This is a genomic window from Trichodesmium erythraeum IMS101, assembly GCF_000014265.1.
Taxonomy (GTDB): domain Bacteria; phylum Cyanobacteriota; class Cyanobacteriia; order Cyanobacteriales; family Microcoleaceae; genus Trichodesmium; species Trichodesmium erythraeum.
Map to the genome: position 1 here is coordinate 2,916,219 of NC_008312.1, position 19,821 is coordinate 2,936,039.

Below are 19,821 nucleotides of genomic sequence, written 5' to 3' on the forward strand. Positions count from 1 at the left end.
TTATATAACTTCTGACTTCTGAGTTCTAACTTCAGGACTGCCTAATCTCTTTTTGTCATTAAAATAACAGCAGCCCGGGGCTCTAAGCGGTATCTAACACCAATAACTTTTGTTGCCACATCAAGGTTATTAAAATCTTTAGGAGAAGTAAAAGCAGTATTAACAATTAAATACCAATTTTCCCCCCTTTCCAAAGGTGGCAATTCAAACATTAAAGGTTTCCAATAAGCATTCAACATAATGTGAAAATATTCACCACTTTCTGGATGTTTTAAACTAAAAGCTAGAGTCCTGGAACCTACATTCCAATCAGGTATACCTAAATGTATTCCATGCCAACTAATATTAGGTACTTTATTCAAGTTAGTTTTCTCTTTAGTGCTAACCAAAGATGATTCGGGTATCGCTCCTACAGTAGCTAAAACCTTATCTAACTGTGTAATTTGTAATTCTTGAGTGAAATGAATAATCTTTTTGACAAATCGTAATAAATCATTTTGTTGATCAATTTGACTCCAGTCAAACCAACTACTTTTATTATTCTGACAATAACTATTGTTGTTACCTAATTGAGTTCGCCTGACTTCATCTCCCATCAAAATCATAGGTGTACCTTGAGAAAAAAACAGTATAGTAAAAAAGTTCTTAATTTGTCGCAGTCTTAACATTTCAATTTCTTCTTGATCTGTAGTTCCTTCAATTCCACAATTCCAACTAAAATTATGATTAGCACCATCGCGGTTATCTTCACAATTAGCTTCATTATGTTTCTCATTATAAGAAACCAGATCATTCATAGTAAAACCATCATGACAAGTAATAAAGTTAATACTATGATTTGGTTCTCGATCTGGTTTAGGATAAATATCAGGACTACCCATAATTCTTGCTGCCAATTTCTCAACTATTTGGGGATCACTTTTGACAAATTGACGAACATCGTCACGATAATGTCCGTTCCATTCAGCAAAGCGATCGCCAATAAATGAACCCACCTGATAAAGTCCGGCTGCATCCCAAGCTTCAGCAATAATTTTTGTGCCTGCCAAAACCGGATCTGACTCAATTGCCCACAAAACAGGAGGATCTTCTAAGGGATCACCAGTCATGCTCCGAGACATAACAGATGCCAAGTCAAACCGGAACCCATCAACATGCATTTCTCTAACCCAGTAACAAAGACAGTCAACAATTAAGCGATGTACAAAAGGATTATTTGTATTGAAGGTATTGCCACAACCGGTATAATTGCTGTAGTATCCACGATCATTCTTTTCTAGAATGTAGTAAGTTGAGTTTTCTAACCCCCGGAAAGAAACTGTTGGTCCGTTTTCGTTACCCTCTGCAGTGTGATTAAAAACTACATCCAGAATGACTTCTATTCCTTCTTTATGCAATGCCTTTACCATATCTCGGAACTCATCCATTGGTCCGAAAATATCTTTGCGGGAACTATAACTGTGGTGAGGTGCAAAAAAAGCGATCTGACTATAGCCCCAATAATTGATTAGGGGTTCGCGCACATCTTGTTCATCAAATTGCTGGACTGGTAATAATTCCACTGCAGTAATTCCCAATTCTTTGAGATAGGGAATTTTTTCTATTAGCCCAGCAAAAGTACCCCGTTTTTCAGGAGCAACACCAGAATTAGGATGACGAGTAAATCCACCAACATGCATTTCATAGATAACTGTTTTAGCATAGGGAGTTTCTAAAGGTTTGTCATCTTCCCAGTCATAGGTAGTTGGGTCAACTACCACCCCCTTGAGAGCGTAAGCACAATTATTACCGTTACCTGTAGCAGCTTTACGACTATATTTTTCTTGTCCCACTACAATTCTAGCATAAGGGTCAAGTAAAACTTTTGTACCATCAAACCGATGACCTTTTTCTGGGTTAAAGGGTCCATAGACTCGATAGGCATATATTTGTCCCGCTCCAATACCAGAAATAAAAATATGCCAGTAATGATGAGTTCTGTGTTGTGTTGGGTCAAGTAAAATTACTTGCTTTGGTTTAGCTGCTAATGGTTCATCAAATAGTAGTAATTCTATTGCTGTAGCATTTTTGGAATAGATAGAGAAGTTTACTCCTTTGGGGTCTTGGCAGACAGTGGCACCAATGGGAAAAGTATTACCGGGTAAGATATTAAGATTCATGATTTTTGAGTTACGCAAATTGTTAGATAAATTCAGTAATTTTATAAGATATAAGTGGATATTTTAAGATTTACCCACAGTAAATCAGGTTTCGGGAAAAATTATAGTTGTTTTTAACAATATATCTCTACAGAAAAAATGTTTTCTAGGTTCGCTTCTGTCAGTTCTGTATTCAAAGAAACTTAGGGAATATTAATTAATTATGTATAAAAACATTTTAGTTGCTATTGATACATCTGTTATCGGCGATCGCATGTTTAATATCGCTCTACAATTAGCAAAACTTGGTCACTCAAGTCTTCTGTTAGTTCATATTCTCTCAGAAGTAGCACAAGAAAGTCCTCTCAGGTTTTGGCCAATGAATATTGGTTATGATCCACAGATCATGAAGGCAGATCATCATCATTGAGAGAAAAACTTGAGAAAGAATGTTGACAAATGTTGCAATCAAAAGTAAGTAGAGGAAAAGATACTGGTTTTCAAACAGAATTTACTTAGCTAAGAGGCAACCCTGGTCGAGAAATTTGTCTAGCCTAAGAATGGAATACTGATTTAATTGTTATAGGATATCGTGGACATTCTATTTTGAGTGCAACTGTATTAGGCGGTGTAAGTAGCTATATGATTCACCGTGCTCATTGTTCTGTTCATATTTTACGGGGTTAGCATTTCATTTATCAGTTATCAGTAAGTAAAAGTAGTAACTGGTGGCAACTGCTTCTAAATATGAATATTGGTAAAGCGTTTTGAAGGAAAGCTACTGGTGAAATACTTACTGCCATAGTCACGAGCAAATTTTTGGTTCTTTTCTTACTAATCATAAATTTTATCCTATTTATTAAGCTGCTTGAAATTGAAAAACAGTTTACTCTTGGAGGTTTCTTTCCTTGATAGTTATCATTTATGGGATTTGAGGATGAAGATAAAAATAATTGTTGGTGGTGGTTATTATTATCGACAAATTTATTTAACCTAGCTATATATATAAAAAGTACATGAATAAGTTATATTAATTAAATGGGATATTTAACCTTAATTTTATATTGCCAAAATTCGATTACAAAACAAGATATATATCTTCTAGTTTTGGCGAATTTTTGCAACAGTTAGGAATCCATAATTTTCTCTGGTAAAACTAACTAAATTACAGTTTTTCTAGTTTTAAGACAATAAATAAGATTAAAAACTATGCCTGAAATTAATGACATCATTAATAATCGCAAAGCCAACGCTACTACTGCGATAAAAAAGAAGGAAGACTTAGAAGAACTTGAGAGGAAAATTAAGGAGCTTCAGAGGTTAAGACCAGAAATTATTAAAGCACCTGGTATTACTTCTGTCGTCTCTGAGCGCTTAGAAAAAGTTGACCTTCAAGGCATCCTTGATATTATTACTCAAGAACGAGAGCTGTGGGGAAGGATTGAGAAACGCCTGAATAGGGATACTATTAATATTGCTGTTGTGGGTTTAGCACGTCAAGGAAAAAGTACATTTCTACAGCAAATAACTTTGTTGACAGATGCAGAAATTCCTGCCAGTGATGGTCAACCTTGCACTACTACTCAAAGCAATATTTATCATTCACCAAACGAAAGTTATGGCAGAGTTTATTTTCATTCTAAAAGTTCTTTTTTGGAAGAAGTAATTATACCTTATTTCAAGAAATTAGGCTTTACAAGTTTCCCTCAAAGAATTGAAGATTTTGGTCGGGCACAACTACCATATTTACGAGAAAATTTTTCTGCTAATGATCAGTCTATTTATAATCATCTAAAAGATGAGTATTACAGACACTTTTCTGACTATTCCCACCTACTAAAAAATGAAAAACATGTCCAGAAAATTAGACAAGATGAAATTAAGGAGTATGTTTCTCAAAAGTATGATTTGGCCAGTCAACCAACCCTTTTTCATCACTTAGCTGTGGAAAAGGTAGAGATTTTTTGCCCATTTCCAAATAGAGGAGTAGAAAAAATTGCTGTAATTGATCTGCCTGGTCTTGGGGATACCCGGCTAGGGGATGCAGAACGAATGATTAAAGCCCTTGCGGAAGATACTGATTTTATTTTGTTTATTCGCAAGCCGAATGCTACTGGTGATTTCTGGGGACAACGAGATGTTGATTTGTATGATGCGGCACATCAAGCTTTGGAAGATAAATTACCTCTGGAACAGTGGTCTTTTATGCTACTTAATTATGATGGAGAAAATGGGAGAGCGTGTCAAGATTTTCAAAATACGATTAAGTCTAAAGGAATTCATGTTAAGGAAGATCTTCAGTCTAACTGCAAGAATTCAACATCAGCGAAAGAAGTGTTAACAAAAATACTTACATATTTGGAAAGAAACCTAGTCAGATTAGACAAACAGTATATGTCGTCAACTTATCAACAATCATTTAAGCGCCAACAGCAAGTGAAACTAGAACTACAAGGACTGGAGCAAGCAATAGCTAGTTATGGGGATATCAATGCTCAGTATGTAGTGCTCAGAGATAAATTTGTGCTTCAACTTTACAATGATATAGAAAAGTTCCGAGAAGAAAAGCGAGAAGAATTGGACACTTCTAACCCAGAATTTAAAGCTGAGGTTGATGCAGCAATTAACCGGTGCCAACAAGAGTTTAATATTCCTGATTTAGAGCGTTTAAATAGTTGGGCAAGAAAAGATGGAATTAATGCTGTTTATTTTCGAGCTAAACAACAAATGCGTCCGGGAATATTGAAGAATTTTCACTTAATGGAAACTGGTCTCAAAGCTGCGGTTGATCAGACAAAATTAGAATTAGCAAATATTCTAATTCAACTAGGAATTGGAAATATAGTGAAAGATAATGGACTGGAGTTTTTCCCTGCTATGGTAGAGATTTTGAACAAAAGTAGTAGTTTGCCGAATCTTAGGTTTGCCTTTGAATTTATTGATTCTTTTGAAGTTACTTATAAAGGAATTATTCAATACCGAGTTTGGAAGGAGATTGTTGATATTTTACCTCCTAATACCATGACTTTTACTAAGGTATCAGATAATATAAATAATGGTGATTTGTCTCCTAATACTATAGATTTTACTAAGGCATCAGATAATATGAATTTGGTTGTTCATGACCTTCAGAAACTCCATCAAAAAGCGATTGAAGTATGTGAAGAGATTTTAGATGATATAGGAATATACTTTAATAATGGACGAATATCAATGGTAGAAGAATTTGCAGATTACATTACACGTGCAGAAGGGGTACAGGGGGAATGGGACATTTTTTTGAGCAATAACCGCAGTAAAGTTTGGCCAGAACTTAAGGAGATGGAAGAACAAGAGCAGTTACGAAAATATTGGCTGTCTTTAGTTCAAGAAGCACTGGCTATTAATGAACAAATTAAGCTCTCTTTTTGATAACTCGATTGATTTAAAGTGAGTTAAACTAGGCAAAATGTTAGCTATAAATTTAGTTGATTAAGCATATTGAGCAAAGTAACTTAGAACAAGTTATTTGCTCAATAAAAATCAAAAAATGTTAGCTATTCGTTGTTCAGAGAGGATTGCTATATTAACTTGTAGTTAGTCAACCAAACACAGGGGTTATTTATAATCATGGTTCAAGAACAACAACGGCAAAAAAACACAAGAATTAAACTGGGAATTTGGGGAACTAGCAGTGCAGGAAAAACAGTTTATATGCTCATGCTATATCATTACCTTCAAAGGTCAAAAAGAAAAGACAGGTTCTTAGTTAAGGCTGGTAATGAACAAACAGACAAGTTTCTGAAAAAACATTTAATTTCAAGGATTTATAAAGGAGAATTTCCAAGCACAACAACAAAGGAAGATAAATATAACTCATATTCTTATAAGCTGAAAAGGAATAATAGCGACACAATAGTAGAGTTGACCTTTCTCGATCTCTCAGGAGAAATCTGGAAAAGCAGAGGATACAAGGTAAAGACAAATAACAAGAAAAACGAGGATGTAAGTGTAGCAAAATACTTGACACAGTGCCATGGAATTTTAATTTTATTGAGTCCCTTAAAGGAAGACTACCCTCCTAAAAACTCATATTTCTCATTATTAGAAGGCTTATTTAGATTAATGCTAAGAGAAATTCCCGAATCCGAATTCAAACTAGAGCAATATGTTGTTTTTGGTATAACTAAAGCAGATCACGATGAAATTTACCAGCGGACAATAGACAGGAATTTTTATCAATTGATTATGGAAATTATAGGACCCCAAGCAAGCCTAGAAGGGCTCGAAAGCTATTTTCATCTAGAAATAGTGGAAGAGAAAGATGGAACAAAGCGAGTGAATGTAAATGGAGAAAATAATCGTTGCTGTTTTCTTCCTATTTCACCCTTCGCAAAATATTACGATGAAGATGGTGGTAAAATGATATCCCCTGTTATTGAAAATAAAACAGAGGAAGAACCAAGGGCAAATGAGTCACAGCAGGAGCCGCCAAAAGCTGCTGGTAAGCGACAGGAGAAACAGCGAGAAGACCCTTTTAAAAAAAATCTAGGTAAGAAGCAAAAGAATAATGATGATTATGAAACACCCAGTACGGCTGACAATTCTGAAGGTGGTCAAAGGGAAGGCCACAGTAGTGACAATGATGACTATGACACACCCAGTACAACTAATGATGATGAACCAAATCAAAAACAGGGAAAATACAAGATTGATACACGCGTTGAGTGGAGACCTCAAAATGTAGTTGAGCCTATTGAGTGGTTGATTCAGCGTATAGAAAATCATCCTCCCAAAATTTTTGATGAATAGCAACAAACAGAGTAACAACAGTTAATCAATTAGGAGAAAAAATTATGCAACAACAGCAAGAACTAGAGCAGTTTATTTACGGTAAATTTGTCGGTCCAGAAAGCGGATATTGCATCGTTGCCCATAGTTCTAACTTAGAAGACAAACAGGCTATAGAAGAGATAGCCGAGCAAGAATGTCGCTTTTGGCAACAGCCTTCGGATTATAATCTCTGGGGGGTTGGCATTTGTCGAAATAATACTCAGATTTGTCCGGAACAGGAAATTATATTTATTCAAGAAAGGTCGGCTCAGAATTTGAACAAAAGCTTTGTTTTTAGCGGAAGTCGTAGATTTTATCAGCGACTTTATATTTTTGCTTCCGAAGCAACAGCGCTGAAATTCAACAAGATCATTTTTCTGTGGCTTACCAAATTTTCCCTCAACAAAGTGCCTACATTTAAAGCACTCAATAAACCCAATGGTTCCGGTGACTCTGGGTCTTGGTTTTTTCCTCAAAGTGACTTCTCATTAACTGACCAACAGACTGAAAAGGCAAACCCAAAAAAAATCATAGCAGATGTTTGGCAGAAACTTAGCAACAATGAACGAAACCTCTGGGTTCAGGCGTTGGATGCAATTATGAGAGGTAAAAAGCTTTTGATTGCGATCGCAGATAATAAAGATGAAATAAGTAAATTCCTGTCAAAACTGGACAATCTTTTATTACTTTTCATTCCGATGGTTTGGCGAAGTAAACTCTCGATCGCAATGGGAAAAGACATCGATCTAGAAGTTTGTAAATGGGCAAATATAGTAGTTAGTTTTCAGGAAGAAAAACCGAGCTATTGGACTGATGATTGGGTTTGTCTAGATTTAGCATCAACAATAATTACTCCAAATCTAAGTATTGAAAGTGAATACGTTAAAGATTTTATTGAACCACTTAAGGATGATTTTGGAAGTTTAACTATTCTATGTAAAAAATTTGCTGAAAATGAAAATGTTGGTCTTAAACTGAAGACCACCAACAATCAGAAAAACTCATCAGGATTTAGGCCAGATTCGTCTAATGTTAGTCTTTTATTACAGGGTAAGCCTTTAGACTTTAGTCATCCATCTGTTGATTTTATAGCTAATTACCCCAAGGACGATACCTATAAAACACAACTATTTTCCAAATACTTTTTACCCATGAAATCCGAGCTAAAAATCTTTCTTGAGAATGTGGGTAAAGATCAAAAGACAGTGTTAATAATCCTTTGGGAGGCTATCAAACAAAATTTAACGACTGATGCTGATATAGCGGTCCTCTGTTTGAGTAAAATGTTTGCTTTATTAACTAAAGATGAGTTTTTAAAGCGACTTCAGGAACTTAAAGCAGCCGATGTTATGGAGCTAATAAGTCATGGCTTATGGAAAGAAACTCAAAAAAATGTCAATAAAGAAGACTCTTTAGAATTCATAAACAAAGAATTACAACTTATTTCCTTAAAATTCATAAAAGAAGAAAGAAAGAGATACAAATACGAAGAATTTAAAAAATTTGTTAGCATTCATTTACAAGAAATATTTTTCTCAGATGTAGAAAAATTTCAACTATGGGATTCATTTTTAGCTCAGGAAATTGATCGGGAAAAGTTTCTGGATTTGTTTAACGAACAACTTATTCCTTTAATGCCTAAAATTGACTTAGAAATCTTTGAAAACAGCTATCTAATTAAATACCTAAAATCTTCATTTCCTATTGTATTTTTAGGATTGCAAGATGTTTTATCAAATCGAAATTTCTCAAAGCTTTGCCTAGTTTCTAGTGACTTAAAAATAAATAATGCCACAACCAATAAGCTTTACCTAAACTTTTTAGAGTCTCAATCACCAACCTATGAAAGTAGCCAGGATTTGTTAATAGATACTATTAATAGGAGTATCGATCTAAAAACAACAGTCCTTAAAATTCAAGATCTTTCTGATGTTTACCAATGGTTTTATAAGAAGAAACCAGGGTTATTCGATAATTTAAGTAAACTTTATAGCACTAATCCATCATGGTCAGACTGGGAAGAACTTGCATCTTTTTTGTACCCAGATGATCATAATCAAGAAAATAGGGTTTATTTTCTTGACAAAATAGTTGCTCAAAAATTCACCGCTGAGGTTTTAAAAACTTGGTTCAACTTATTAAAAAGTGAACCGAATAATCCCAAGATTAAAGAAAGTTTTTTGAATGGAAAAACCTGGAAGAATTTAAGGGACGAAACTATTAAAAATATGTACTGTTATCTAACAACTGAGGTCCCAGATTATGTAAGTAAGTTAATACAATGGGCCTCTGAAAAAAGTAGGTTTGATTTGATTAACGGAAAACTCACCGAATCTGCCATAGAAATTTGGGAAAATAATAAGACAATTGATCAACAAACTTGGCAAATTTTAATGTTTTCACCAGTACAAGCAAACTTATCCAATGAAAAGCGTTTTAGAATGAGAATTGCTGATTTATTGTGTGAACCAAATTCACTATCCTTGACAAATAATGTTGAAATTAAAAGCCAAAATATTTCTAAAGAAAGACAAAATAAAAGCGAGTCACAGCAAAAAAAACCAAGAGATCTTTTTAAGAAATATACTGCACATAAAACTATTCAGGAAAATGTTTCAAGCACTGATGATCCTTTAACAAACTCGACATCTACTCAGATGTCTAATAATAACCAAAATGAGGGCAAAGTCAACGAGTCCAGGAGAGACTTGCCACTCTACAATAAAGAACAAAAAACACTGCATTTATTAACTGAACTTGCTAGAAAAAAAATTAATAAATTCAAGGACGACCCTGAGAAAATTGAAGGTTTTCTTGAGCTTTGTGAAACCTTTGAAATAAAAATACTGGAAGTTTTAGTGGAAGTGGATTTAAAAAATTGCCCTGGTGTCTTCTTCAAGTATCTGCATAGCAAAAATTATGATAGAAACAGCACAGAATATATTCGTTGCTTTGAAAAAATGTTATCTCAAATTCAAAGCAACACTAAAGAGCGAGACAAAATTATCGATTTTGTGAGAGATATAGGAAAGAATATGATTGGGGAAGGAGACAAAGAGCTTCGGGAGCTAGCTGTTGATTCTCTAGCCTCTTGGGCACGTCAGGGATTGAAGTGATTGCTGTCTCACCATTATAAGAAGTGTAGCCAACAGGGTAACTAGGCTTTTTGTTCAGCTTTAAGGTAGTGCAAGTTAATAAAAACTTAGTCAAATTGGAGTTTTTTTTAAATGATTAATGATAACAGCCAAAATCAGGAAACAAATTTTTGGATATGCAATGGAGAGGAAAAAAACCTGCCTCATCCCCCGCAAATGCTTCATTACGGTGATGAGTGTCCTATTTGCCACAATGTCAAAAAAATCAAACGGAACCCACCTCCTCCAAACCCAGACACCATTAATATTACTAGACCAACCGATTTTGAAGTACCCCCAGAGGTCGACACCAATAGTATTAAAGGTACTAGACCAACTGCTTCTCAAGTATCCCCAACAGGACAAAAGTCAAAACGCGACTGGCCTCTTGTTGGGGCACTTACGATTTTGAACCTGGGGAGTGCATTTACGACTGTTCGTGGTGCGTCGCAAATTCTCCCGAGTTTTGTCGCTTATCCTATGGGTATTACTATTCAGGGAGTGCTATTTGCCTTAATTGCTCGTTTATTCCTGAAACACGCCCCCTTAATTAAATGGGTAGTTGTAGGCTGCTTTTCAACTTTTAGCGTTTACACTAGCTTTTTTGCTTACTATGATTTACTAAATCGAGAGACACGGGAAAAGACTCGTATTGAGCTAGCTAATTCTGGTCATCAAAGCTTAGTAGGAGAATTCTTTACCCCGATTCAAAATAAAGTTAATTCCTTGGAAAGCGAGATAGGTATTATTAACAAAAAAATAGAGAAAGAAACTCAAGGAGAGAGGGGAGGAAGACCAAAAGGTTGTGGAAAAGTGTGTCAGCAACTAAAAGAAGAAAGAGAAATACTCGAAGAACAAAAAGCTCAACTTAAACCATTAGTCAACCGCTTACAGCCTTTATTTAACTACAATGTGGAAGGTAAGTCACCAAAAGAAATTTTTGACACTGACTTCAAAGCTTTATCTAAAGTTGGGGAAAATTGTTTACCAAAAGAGCTGTTATCACAGCTAGAGATTACTTGTTTGCCCGATCAATATTTGAAGGCTTTAAACCCACAAAATTCTGAAAATTACGAAAGGCTAAGATTGACATACATCGATCCAGATCTAGAGGTTGATTTTCTTGCGCCCATTCTTAAAGTCATGAAAGGTGAAGGTTCTGCCATAGCATCTGTCATTATGGCTTTGCTAATTGATGGCTGTATCATTTTGTTAGGAATTGGTGTTGAAATTCGCCCCCAGGTAACTCGTCAACGACAACAAACATTGACCTTGCAAATAAAAGATGGTAAAATTGTGGAGTTTTTAAACCTGTTACTATCGAAATCAGAAAATGAAACTATTGAAATAGAAAAAAGCGATAACAATAAAGATGAATACCAAAATTTGCTCACTTGGCTTTCTGTAAACACTCGATGGATTTGGCAAGATGAAGATAAAAGCTGGTACTTTCGATCTTCCAGTAGTAAAGAGAATTTTCAGAAATGGTTGATAAATCAGATAAATTTGCAAAATCAGGCTCGGGCTAGTACGAATTTATTGGAGTCCTGGAAGAAAAAGCCTCCAGAATATTTTGTGCTTGAGATGCCAATAGTTTCAAAAGATCAGGATTAAGTTTGGCAGAGATTGCTTCCTACTTACTAAGGTACACTTGTGCGGGCAATATGCCCGCAATAGCAAGATAGAAGTTTTAATATCTGTACCTCATATACTGGAAATTTGCTGTAACTGATAACTGATTAATAACCAACCACTTTAATAATTTTTTCTTTGGCACCCAACTTCAGTAGACGATGGCCGTGATCATCTTGTTGATCAACTTTTACCCTGTCAGCAATCATTCCAAAAACTCTACCATCAGTTGTCAACACCTGAACCAGAACATTTGAACTACTAGCAACTATCCCCGCTAAAATATCATCTTGTCTGGTAAACTGAAAAACATTTTGACCAATACCACCACGATTAGCTACTCGCAAAGCAGTAACAGGAATTTGCTTACCATAACTGTGTTGAGAAACTAACAATAAATTACTTCCTATATCCAAAGTCACACAACCAACTAACTCTTCTTGTTTCCTTAACCTAGTTGCTTGAGAACCTTGAGCAGCACGCCCCATTAATGGTAATTTTTCGTCATCTATTTGTAATCTTAATAATCGCCCACCAGAAGTAGCCAAAACCACTTGTTCTCCAGTTTTACCCAAACTAACATAACGTAATTCATCATCTTCTTTAAGCTTAATTACTGTCACTCCACGATTTCTCATATCACTCAAATCAGACAAACATAAACGTTTAATTTTGCCATTTTGAGTCAACATAATTAAGTCTTTATTCTCCTTAGCTTCATTTAAAATAAATTGACCAATAATAATTTCTTTACGAGCATCAGTAATTTCTTTTGTAGCTGATGGGGGTAGTAAAGTTACTAAAGGTACCCCTTTATTTTCATTCCGTATTGTCGAACGGTTAGAAGCAGAAGGAATATTATTGACTTTCAAAGGATATGCTTTACCAGTACGAGTTAGTAATACTAAAGTTTTGTCAGTAGTTGCCTCAATTATATTAGTAGTAAAATCCTCACTATTTTCCATAGTTATATGAGATTTTTTATCAATTTTATACTTCTCAAATCCTTTAGCAGGAATTCGTCTTACATATCCTCGGTGGCTAAATTCTATAACAACTTTTTCTGTAGGTGGCGGAGCAGCTTCCAAAGTCAAAATTGGCGATTTAACTGTTATATTTTTTGATTTTATTACTCTACCTTTTGTTTTTATATCTATTTCTTTATTTCCAGCTTCTAGATATTTTTTCTGTTGAGAAATAGATGCAAAATCATCAGCATTTTTTAATTTTATTTGGTCGATAATTCGAGTACGTCTAGGGTCGTTATATTTACGCTTTAGGGTTCGCAATTCTTTTTTGAGGGCTTTGAGAAGTTGATGGCGATCGCCTAATAAATTTTCTAGCTCTTGTATTTTTCCCATGAGTTGCTCATGTTCTTCCTCTAACTTTTGTTTTTCCAAACCAGTTAGTCTTCGCATTGGCATTGCTAGGATAGCATCAGCTTGATTTTCGCTTAAACCCAAACTTTCTTGGAAGCTAACTTTAGCAGTATTACCATCCGGTGCATTTCTGAGAATATCAATTACTCTATCCAATTCTTTTAGAGCAGTTAGTAAACCTGCAACAATGTGACTTCTAGCTTGAGCTATTTGTAGCTCATGGGTATAGTGACGGGTGAGAGTCTCTTCTCTAAAATTGAGAAATTCTTGTAAAAGTGTTCGCAAAGATAATTGCTGTGGTTGTCCATTAACCAAAGCTAGCATAATTGCACCAAATTTAGAAAGTAAGTCAGTATTTCGGTAGAGATGGTGAAGTACAACACTAGGGTCAGCTTCACGTTTTAGCTCAATAACAACTCTAATACCAGAGCGATCGCTCTCATCTCGCAAATCAGCAATACCTTCGATCTTGCCTGCATTAACTAAGTCTGCTGTTTTTTCTATCCAGCCTGCTTTATTAACTTGGAAAGGTAACTCTGTGACCACAATAGCTGTTTTTGTCCGTCGTCCACGACCTGTAGGCACTTGCTCAATAGTTGCCACACCCCTCATGGGGATGCTACCTCGACCCTTAGTATAAGTATCAATAATTCCATCTGTGCTAACAATTTCTCCTCCAGTGGGAAAGTCAGGCCCAGGAATTAATTCAAATAACTTTTGATCAGAAATATTAGGATTGTCAATTAAAGCAATGAGGCCATCTACGACCTCACCTAAATTATGCGGTGGAACATTAGTTGCCATTCCTACAGCAATTCCAGAAGAACCATTTAGTAATAAAAATGGTAATTGTGCCGGTAATACTTTAGGCTCTTGTTGGGAACCATCAAAGTTGTTGGTAAAGTCAACTATAGCTTCACTAATTTGGGTTAATAAACCTTCATTGCCAATTGATGCCAAGCGACTTTCTGTGTAACGCATAGCAGCGGCAGGGTCATTGTCAATGGAGCCAAAGTTACCGTGGCCATCTAGTAATGGATAACGACTAGAAAAATTTTGAATCATCCGCACCATAGCATCATAAACAGCCTGGTCGCCGTGGGGATGGTATTTTCCGAGAACGTCACCAACTACTCTGGCGCATTTGCGAAATGGTCTATCTGGAGTGAGACCAAGTTCGTGCATAGCGTATATTATTCGACGATGAACTGGTTTTTGTCCATCTCTAACATCTGGCAAAGCTCGGCCAACAATCACACTCATGGCATATTCAAGATATGATTGTTGCATTTCTGTATGGAGTGATGTAGTAATAACTTTTCCGGAAAGTAAATTTAATTTTTTGGCCATGAGTTAGTATTTTAGATAGGGAATAGGGAGGGAATATGGAATAGAGAATATAAATGGGAATAGGGAATATAAATTAGTATTAAACTATACCTCACCATCCTAAAAATTGCTTTAATTTTATTAATTGAGATAATTTTGAGGATATTATTAGGAAATTCAGCCAAAGTAAAAAGGCTAAAGTGTTAGATTCCCATTACTAAATAGGAGTTTAAATATAATTAGATAAGTATACAATTAAGCTAGCTAATGGAAGTAATTTTCTCATATTTTTAGACAAGTTTTTCAAATAGTTATTAATTGAGACATTTTTATAAGAAGTTTAGCTAAGGGATTAAAACTTTTGATATTGTTTCTTTAGAAGTTATATTTATGGCCTTTTTCTTGTTATGTAACCTCAGCTATTATAATTAATTATTAGAAATATCTAATAATAGGTTATTTGTAAAGGAGATACAAAAAACGAAGATAGGAAATAGGGAATGTTTAAGATAGTAAATAACACAGCTAAAACCCTGAAATTTTACGAAAATTGTAGAAAAATTTATTGATATTTATCCAACTATTCTAGTTACCTCTTGCTGCAGAAGCTCTGCTAAATCTACTTATCAGGCATCAGCTTTTTTCATGAATAACTTGCCTGGTTGATTTTTTTTGAGCTTAGTTAAAGTATTGACTAACCTAAAAACATTTGAAATAACTATTCCTCTCCATAAATGTCGATTCAGGAAAGGCAGTTTAAGGGTTTGAGAGCCTTTTATGAAGATATCTATTAAGATTGCTAATTACGGACTGCCTTTTTCTAAAATTACTGTCCTAGCACTCTCAAAGCTTACTAGTATTTTTAACAAAAGACAAATCAAAATATCTGCTAGACTAGTCAAAATAAATACCTACACAAAATTATTGGCAAAACTCGATGTTTATACAAGGATTAGATTTCAGCTTTTAAAGTGTGTAATTTATTTTATTTACTCACTTGATAATTAAACTATTTTTAGGCATAGTAGATCTTCAGTAATACTGAAGTAATTTAAGTCTTACTTTTAACTTACAGCTAATTTTAATACTAATCTATATTCCCAAAATTTGTAAAACTTTGCACCTCATCAACTGAAAAACTGCTATAATAAAATATATATTCTAATTTTAAAATTGTCAGTAAGTATGAGTTTTAATATTTTAGGTTATTTTTTGGGAATTGATTATGCCAGTATTTATGGGATACTTATAGTGGGTTTCATCAAGGGTGAGGTATAGTTGTCACGGGCTATATTTTCCCGTAAAAAAGGTTTGATGGTTTAGTATTTGTATTTGATCAGTGTGGGAATCTGTTGTATTTAATTATAATAGCAGTCATAAAAAAATATATCGTTAACTACTTTATTCTAATATTATCTTACTACTAGGCAACTATCAGTGGGTATTTAAAAGTCCCAAATTAATTTTATCCATGATCCAAAAATTAAGATGTCAAACCTCTTCTTGAATAGGGTATGAAAAAAAATCAACTTGCGTATTTCAAACCTTTGGCTTCATTGGTTGGTATTGATAACTGATGAGGTTAGTAAAGCATGATCAAAACTTGGATCATAGCTGTTTATGAGTTGAGAAAGCCTTCGTTTAATTTTTAGTTCGTTTTATGTTAAAGCGAATTAACTATTACTAGTTAAACCTATGGAATTTAGTCTAAACTTTATGATGGTAGAGTAGTGATTACACTTACAAGTATTTAGTAGGAGAATTATATGAGTACCATTTTAATAGTAGAAGATGATCAGGTTAATGCTAAGGTTTTTTCCAAGATTTTGACAAAAAGGGGTGGTTTAAATGTTAAGCATACAGAAGATGTGGAAGAAGTAGTGAAAATTGCTAGGTCAAAGGAAGCAGATTTGATTTTAATGGATGTTTCTCTAACTCGCAGCGTCTATAATGGTAAGGCTTTTGATGGCATTCAAATTACTCAACTTCTCAAATCTGATCCTCAAACATGTAAGCTACCAATTATATTATTAACAGCTCATGCCATGTCAGGTGATCGAGAAAATTTTTTAAATAAAAGTGGCGCTGACGGTTATATTTCTAAACCAGTAGTGGATCATCAAGAATTTGTCAATCATATCAAGTCATTTTTGAGTGAAGATTAATGAATGGATAAATTGGCCACTGCACTTTATTCAAAAGTAAGATATATTTGAAAAGTACTAGAATGTTCTAGTACTAATAGCGACTGATATACAGACATCTAATTACCATCAATTAGGATTTGCGGAAAAAGTCGTTTTGTAAGGATAAGGAATGGCTAATTGACAGTAAACAATCTTTAGAAACAAGGCATTAGGGAGTAAGGAGTAGTGATAAATAATTAATCATTTGTATAAGATAATTGCTTTGATATTTTATGATCGGAGATGTCTAATACCATTCCTCAAAAATTTTTAAACTTTACGCTTTGAGTGGGGGAGTGGGAGAGAAGTAAATATTTATAAAATTAAAACAATTCTAGAGTGTTAATCGTACAATAAGCAAAAAGTTTATTCCCTTGATGTTAATTGCTTAAATTTATGAAGTTTTACCTAAGTAAACTAGAGTTGTTTGGTGTGGGAAAATTTAAAATACTCAAAAGCTTACTCTATAAGCTTTTCAGGATTTTAATGCTCAAAATCACGCTTAAACCTGTACTTGTTTTGGGTTTTAGACATTTTTTGGGCTTAATTCCCAACAACTCTATTATTAATGGATGGGAATTGGTCTAATAAGTAATAGTTGCGATCTGTGAATTTTTATTGATTTTTTATGGGTTTTGTGGGAACAAATCCCAAGTGATCGAATATTAATCTCGTAAGTTTTGGGCACTTTTCTTAAAGTAAACCATTGCTTAAACTGATATATTATCAGGATTTTATATTTATTCAGTTGGTTCGTTCTTATCGATCGCTGAGAACTTCACCATAAGAAAAACCTGGAGCTGCCAGAACAAAAACTGTAGTAGGAAGACCAAGAGTTTTAGACTGTAAATCCTGATAATATTCGGTAAAATTCTCTCCTGGAGTGCGAATACCAAGGAAAATTAAATCTGCATTCCGAGAAGACTCATGCAAAATATCATAAAAAGAACGACCATTAGAGACCAAAACTTGAGAACTTGCACTAATGCGTAAACTTTGAATTAAATTATCAACATTTGCTTGGGTTTTTTGAGCTGCAGTTTGTTCAGGAACTACTAGTTTTAAGTTAATTTGAGCATTCCGCCAATCCATATCCGTACGCAACAAATAGGCCAAAAGTAACATTAAGCCACCATTATTTTGTAAACCGCCCCACCATACATCTATTCGACGATATTGACCAAAGCCGTGATCGCTATTTTCCCGGAAAATTACTACATTTTTTTTGGCTTTATGAATATGAGCAACCAACTGACAGTAGCGATCGCGACGAGAAGCTTCCTGACTATCTCCAAGCACCACTGTATTTGGTGTTAGTGGTCCAATACCATAAGTTTCTACCAAGAGTTTTGCCCCATCAAAAAAGTCTGTAGCTGTTACAACTCTTACCAACACTTGCACTCCACGCTTTTCAACGTACTCACGAATAGTTTCTTCGGTATCACTCTGCTGAGAAACATCGCGAGATGAACTGGGTAAAACACTACAGACTGTAATTATCCCTCGGTTATGGGTTAGGTGATCTGCAAACCGAATTAATAACCAACGTTTTTTTGGTACTCCAGATAAGACTAAAATATGAGGACGCCAGTTTTTAGTATCTTCTTCACCTAGGAGCAAAATCCCTTCCCGTACTAAGGCCATCCATATTCCTCGTCTAGCATCTCCCCAAGTGGTCTCTAATTCCCGTCTTTGTAGCCAGATAAATATTGTTAGCACTATCACAGCAGCAATAACTGTAGCTATAGCATTAATCAGAAACATTACTGCTAAACAACCCAGGGCACCCAGCATTGATAATGACCAATGGACTTTAAATGTAGGACGAAAAGAAGGACTTTGTAAGAAGCCTTCTATACCTGCTGAGACGTTTAAAACCATATATGTTGTTAAAAAGAACATGGTCAGTACTGGGGCAATAATATTTAGGTCGCCTATGCAAACTGTAGCAGTAGCAACTCCTAAAGTCACTGCTGTACCAATTCGAGGTTCGTCTTTAAGCTTACTACCATTGCCAAGAAAAGATAACCAACGTGGTAAAACTCCATCTCTTGCTAAAGCTTGTAAGACTCTGGGAGCTCCCAATATACTACCGATGGCGCTGGAAAGAGTTGCACCCCAAACTCCAAATAAAATAGCTGGTTCCCAAACAGCCATTTCTTTCATGATCAAGGGTTTTTCTATTAACGTAGTTGGATCTGCACGCATGGCCAGAATAATTGGTAATATCATATAGATTACATATCCTGTACCAACTGCTGCTAGAGTACCTATAGGAATAGAACGGTTAGGTTCTTGCAAGTCTCCAGACATACTGACTCCTGCCATTATTCCTGTTACTGCTGGAAAGAAGACGGCAAAAACTGTCCAAAAAGGTTCTGTAGATTGCTCTGGAGTTGCCAAAATGTCTATACTTGTTATTTCTAGGGGATGTCCAAAGGCAAATGAGATTAGGGATAAGGCGATCGCTCCCATAATAAAATATTGGGCCTTAATAGCGATTTCTGCTGAGGTAAAGGCCAATACTGCTACAGCTATGGTGGTAATTAAAGCTACATACAATTTGTTAAAGCTACCAAAAGTATCTACAATGCTTTCTGCAAAACCAATGGTATAAAGGGCAACAGAGAGAGCTTGGGCAAAATAAAGGGGTATTCCTACTGCACCACCTGTTTCAAGACCCAGAGATCGACTAATCATATAGTATGCTCCTCCCCCTCTAACTATTCTGTCTGTGGCGATCGCGCTAACTGACAAAGATGTGAGCAAGGTAATAACTGTGGAGAGAGTAACAATAAGTAAGGTTCCCAATAAACCTACATTACCTACTACCCATCCAAAGCGGAGATACATAATTACACCCAAGATTGTCAAAATTGAGGGAGTATATACACCTCCGAATGTCCCTAAACCTTTTTCATTTATACGCTCGGGAGATGTTTTGGGAGTGGCTTGTGTTTCTTCTGGTAGGTTTGAACTTTTAAATAGTTTCATAGATCTTCAATTTTAATGGCCATCACGAAAAAGTTATAGAAGTCAAAAGTCAAAATTTAAAAGTCAAAAGCAAGGGAGGCTGGGCTGAAAATTTTGACTTGAGAGTAATTTAAAGGAATTATTTGACATAATAACTTTGAAAGTATTTGTGCCATCAAATTCAGTGAATTGCTATTCAAGAATTAATATTTAGCATTTTCTTGAATTTGCTATAGTT

Annotated in this window: 9 protein-coding genes and 1 pseudogene; 7 read left to right on the forward strand and 3 right to left on the reverse strand. The window is 35.0% G+C overall.

The window, feature by feature from the left end:
- Nucleotides 1-41 precede the first annotated feature (41 nt).
- Nucleotides 42-2,159, reverse strand: a complete 2,118-nt coding sequence (gene glgX / locus TERY_RS08915; RefSeq protein ID WP_011611523.1) for a glycogen debranching protein GlgX — start codon at nt 2,157-2,159, stop codon at nt 42-44.
- A 202-nt stretch (nt 2,160-2,361) separates the two neighbouring features.
- Here glgX and TERY_RS30395 point away from each other — a divergent pair, with 202 nt between their 5' ends.
- From TERY_RS30395 to TERY_RS08940, 6 genes and pseudogenes are all read left to right on the forward strand, one after another.
- Entirely contained in the window at nt 2,362-2,568 is a 207-nt protein-coding gene (locus TERY_RS30395) for a universal stress protein (RefSeq protein ID WP_011611524.1), read from the forward strand.
- A gap of 140 nt (nt 2,569-2,708) precedes the next feature.
- A pseudogene (locus TERY_RS30400) lies at nt 2,709-2,825 on the forward strand (universal stress protein); the annotation flags it as partial.
- 522 nt (nt 2,826-3,347) lie between these two features.
- The gene (locus TERY_RS08925) at nt 3,348-5,549 is read left to right on the forward strand and encodes a dynamin family protein (protein ID WP_011611525.1); all 2,202 of its coding nucleotides are present in this window, start codon (nt 3,348-3,350) and stop codon (nt 5,547-5,549) included.
- A 198-nt stretch (nt 5,550-5,747) separates the two neighbouring features.
- Nucleotides 5,748-6,929, forward strand: a complete 1,182-nt coding sequence (locus TERY_RS08930; protein ID WP_011611526.1) for a TRAFAC clade GTPase domain-containing protein — start codon at nt 5,748-5,750, stop codon at nt 6,927-6,929.
- 620 nt (nt 6,930-7,549) lie between these two features.
- On the forward strand, nt 7,550-10,066 hold the full coding sequence (locus TERY_RS08935) for a hypothetical protein (RefSeq protein WP_155994376.1): 2,517 nt from the start codon (nt 7,550-7,552) through the stop codon (nt 10,064-10,066).
- Nucleotides 10,067-10,177: 111 nt separating this feature from the next.
- The gene (locus TERY_RS08940) at nt 10,178-11,698 is read left to right on the forward strand and encodes a hypothetical protein (protein WP_011611528.1); all 1,521 of its coding nucleotides are present in this window, start codon (nt 10,178-10,180) and stop codon (nt 11,696-11,698) included.
- Nucleotides 11,699-11,823: 125 nt separating this feature from the next.
- Here TERY_RS08940 and TERY_RS08945 read toward each other — a convergent pair whose 3' ends face one another.
- The gene (locus TERY_RS08945; RefSeq protein WP_011611529.1) at nt 11,824-14,445 is read right to left on the reverse strand and encodes a DNA topoisomerase (ATP-hydrolyzing); all 2,622 of its coding nucleotides are present in this window, start codon (nt 14,443-14,445) and stop codon (nt 11,824-11,826) included.
- A gap of 1,745 nt (nt 14,446-16,190) precedes the next feature.
- Here TERY_RS08945 and TERY_RS08955 point away from each other — a divergent pair.
- On the forward strand, nt 16,191-16,589 hold the full coding sequence (locus tag TERY_RS08955) for a response regulator (RefSeq protein WP_011611530.1): 399 nt from the start codon (nt 16,191-16,193) through the stop codon (nt 16,587-16,589).
- A 780-nt stretch (nt 16,590-17,369) separates the two neighbouring features.
- Here TERY_RS08955 and TERY_RS08960 read toward each other — a convergent pair.
- The gene (locus TERY_RS08960; RefSeq protein WP_011611531.1) at nt 17,370-19,604 is read right to left on the reverse strand and encodes an amino acid permease; all 2,235 of its coding nucleotides are present in this window, start codon (nt 19,602-19,604) and stop codon (nt 17,370-17,372) included.
- Nucleotides 19,605-19,821 lie beyond the last annotated feature (217 nt).